4 protein-coding genes are annotated in these 3699 nt (G+C 59.8%); 2 read left to right on the forward strand and 2 right to left on the reverse strand.

The window, feature by feature from the left end; translation table 11 throughout:
• Together GXX82_03835 and GXX82_03840 are read left to right on the forward strand one after the other, a co-directional pair.
• A partial coding sequence (locus GXX82_03835; GenBank protein NLT22157.1) for a lytic transglycosylase domain-containing protein occupies positions 1–402 on the forward strand: 402 nt, incomplete at its 5' end.
• A 20-nt stretch (positions 403–422) separates the two neighbouring features.
• Positions 423–908: a hypothetical protein gene (locus tag GXX82_03840; protein NLT22158.1), complete on the forward strand. Its 486-nt coding sequence runs from the start codon at positions 423–425 to the stop codon at positions 906–908.
• Positions 909–992: 84 nt separating this feature from the next.
• On the opposite strand, the gene GXX82_03845 is transcribed toward GXX82_03840, so the two are convergent.
• Entirely contained in the window at positions 993–2483 is a 1491-nt protein-coding gene (locus GXX82_03845; protein NLT22159.1) for a DegQ family serine endoprotease, read from the reverse strand.
• Between the two features lie 186 nt (positions 2484–2669).
• Positions 2670–3699 (reverse strand): HAMP domain-containing protein (locus GXX82_03850; protein ID NLT22160.1); only part of this gene is annotated, 1030 nt, incomplete at its 5' end.

The following is a 3699-nucleotide window of genomic DNA, read 5'->3' on the forward strand; positions in this document are numbered from 1 at the left end:
CTCGCCGTCGCGAAGGCACTCGCCGACCACGTCCACTGGGAAAGATATCGTTTCACTTCCGAGGAGCACCGGCTCAATTTTCTCTCCGTCCTCATGGGCATCGTGCGCGTCGAGAGCGGCTTCGACCCGTCCGCGATAAGCAACAAGAACGCCCGGGGGCTCATGCAGGTCCACTGGCCGACGTGGAAACGATATTTTTCCTCGCCCGAGGAGGCACATGACCTGCGCAGAAACCTCACCGTGGGGACGGGAATCCTCCGTCTTTACATGCGCCGGTCGAACAACGACCTGCGGCAAGCCCTGTACAGGTATCTCGGGGCGCGGGACGACCGGTATGCCGACAAGGTCATTGACAGTGCCGCCGCTTTCAAGGCCGGTGTGTTGTCGGACCCCCTGGAATGACCGGTCAGAGAGGATAAGGCATGAAGGATTCCATCTTTCCATCACGGTGGCGGGCAAACCGGCGGAAACTGAAGAACGCGATGCCACCCGCTGAAGGACAGCGGAGGTTTCTCCCGAGTCTCCTTTTCTCATTGTGCCTCTTCTGTCTTGTGACAACGGGGCAAAAAGCGTGCGCCGAAGCAGTCTACATCATACCACCCGCGCCAGAAAGCGGCGCCGTGCTGAAGTACAAGAGCGTGCATTTGAGCGGCACCGTCCTCGACAAACCCTCTTGCGACCCCGGAATGACGGCGAAGATATTCGTGACTCCCGTGCGCATGCTGGGAGGGTCGTCGACCACGATCGTTCCCATCGCCGGCGTGAGCGCCTTCGCCACCGATAACGGCAACGGGAAATGGACGGTCAGGGGCCAGGTCAAGACCGCCGATAACGGCCTTCTGGAAGATGGGGGCGCGATCGTCCTCGTCGTGGAGGTCTACTGCTGTGTCAATGAATTATGCAAGTGACGGGCATTTCGAAGAAGGAGATGCCCGGCTGCCGGGATCTCCAAGGGATCCCGGCAGCCGGGCATCAGGGGAAAGGGACTTCTTTTAGCCCCCGGCGAGCTTTACGACAACATAGATGTTGTTCCCTTGTCTGTGGATGAGAAAGAGAACGTTTTTCTTCCCGCTCTCCTCACCCATCTTCCTGACAAAACCTTCCACGTCCTTCACTTGAGCCCTGTTGATCTCACGGATGACGTCGCCCCTCATGATGCCCGCTTCTTCCGCCGGGCTCCCCGGTTCGACGGACGCTACGACAACGCCCTGTCGGGTCTTCAGCTGAAGGGCCCTTGCCACCTCGGGAGTGATGGCCTGGACCGTTATCCCCACTCTGTTCTCGCCGGATCCTTTTCCGGATACCTCCGCGACGGCGTCCTCCATCCGCGATATCTTCACGGTCTTGCTGACCGTCTTGCCGCCGCGGAGCAGTTTCACCGATACATCCTTGCCCACCGGCGTTGCCGCGACGATCCGAGGAAGGTCGGTGGAGGTGGCGACATCCTTGCCGTCAAATTCCACGATCACGTCCCCCGGGGTTATCCCCGCCTTATCGGCAGGTCCATCCTTGACCACATCGGCCACGAGTGCCCCTTTCCTGTCCGTAAGCCCGAAAGAGGAGGCAAGTGCCGGGGTGATCTCCTGTATGCTCACACCGAACCAGCCGCGGGTGACCCTCCCGCTTCCTTTGAGCTGGACTATCACGCTTTTGGCGGTATCGATGGGGATCGCAAAACCTATCCCCTGCCCTGAAGCGACGATCGCCGTGTTGATCCCGATCACCTCCCCTTTCGTATTGATGAGAGGGCCACCGCTGTTTCCCGGATTTATGGAAGCATCCGTCTGAATGAAGTTGTCATAAGGCCCCGAGCCGATTATCCTGCCCTTGGCACTCACGATCCCTGCCGTCACCGTCTGTTCGAGACCGAAGGGGCTGCCTATCGCGACGACCCAGCTGCCGACCTTAAGCTCCTCCGAATTGCCCATCGTTATGGGTGCGAGGTTCGAAGCGCCCTTGATCCTGATGAGCGCCAGGTCCGTCTTTGGGTCCCTGCCGACGATGCTCGCGTCGAACTCCCTCCCGTCCGCCAGCTTCACCTTGATCTCGTTGGCACCGTCCACGACGTGGTTATTTGTCACGATATAACCGTCCCCGTCGACAATGAACCCCGAGCCAAGGCTCTTTTGCCGGAAATCCTCGGGTGAACCGTTCCCTCCCCGGCGGCCGAAGAACTCTTCAAAAGGGTCTTGTCCGCCGAAGGGGCTCTCCTTGCCGAAGGGGTTGCCAAAAAAGTGGCGAAAGACGCGTCCATCCCCCTTGAGCGTCTTGACCGTCTGAATGTTCACGACGCTGGGCCGGACCTTTTCCGCCAGCTCGGTAAAATTACCGGGGACCATGATCGGCACCACGGAGCTCTTCGAAGATACCGGCGTGTTATCCGTTCCCTTGACAGCCTTCGAAACCCCGTAGCCGAGCCCCACCGTGAGGGCGATGGTCGCCAGCGTAATGACAATAGCCCTGATTACACTTCTTCGTTCCATACGGATCTCCTTGATGTGTAGTGGCCAGGCACCGCCTTGCCGATACCGCAGTCTACATCACGAAGTTCATCAGGACATGACGGCAAGATTACAAATTGGTAATGAAGACGGGTGATAGGTAATGGGTTATGGGTTGTGGATCATGGCGAGGACAGGTCTCTTTGGCCCTCAAACGGTTCAAGCGGTTCAAGCGGTTTCGACCGTCTTGCCGGGGAGGGTTACGGTGAAGGTGGCTCCTCTGTCGGGGATGCTTGTCACGGTGATATCTCCGCCGTGAGCACGCGCGATGGCCCGCGCGAGGCTGAGGCCGAGGCCCAAACCTGCTTCTGAGCGGCTCCTGTCCCCACGGTAGAACCTGTCGAAAATGCGGGGAAGGTCTTCCGGGGATATGCCTATGCCGCTGTCGCTCACGGTGAGCAGGATGCGGTTCGAACCGTCCCGCGAGAGGCGGACGTTGACGCTCCCGCCGGGAGGAGTGTACTTGATAGCGTTGTCGATGAGGTTCGCGACCATCCGCCTGATCATCCTCTTGTCCCCTGCCACGTCGACGGCCTCTTCGGTCCCACAGGTCAGAACGACACCCTTGTCGCTGGCGGCAGGTTCATAGAGATCGCATGCCTCGCGCACGAGTTCGGCCGCCTCTATCTTCTCCTGCGGAGGACGGTCCACCCCGGACTCCGTCCTCGATATCATGAGCATGGTGTTGATGGTATCGAGGAGGCGGTCGCATTCCTCGATGGTGCTTGCCGCCATGTTCTCGAACTCTTCGACGGGCCCCGAGGTCGCGAGCGTCACCTCGGCCGCTCCCCGTATCCGCGTAATGGGGCTCTTCAGGTCGTGGGCGATATTGTCGCTCATCTCCTTCATCTCCCTGACGAGCGCCTCGATACGGTCGAGCATTTCATTGAAGGTGACGGCCAGCTGATCGATCTCGTCACCCCGCATGTTGACGGGCACCCTCTGATCCAGCGTGCCCGCGGATATCTCCCGTGCCGTGCGCGTCACGGCCTCCACCCCCGACACCGCCCTTTTCGCCATGAACCATCCGATACCGGCGGCAAGGACGATGAGGAACCCCATCGTCATGATAAAGATCCGTCTGAAGACCTCCAGGAACCGTGATGATCCCTCGACAGCCTCGCCGATCTGCAGGATGATGTTGGAGCCGAGCATCACGTACAGGATACGGACCTCGTCCCGGCGCTCGGGAAGGTCC

It is taken from the genome of Syntrophorhabdus sp., assembly GCA_012719415.1.
Lineage (GTDB): Bacteria > Desulfobacterota > Syntrophorhabdia > Syntrophorhabdales > Syntrophorhabdaceae > Delta-02.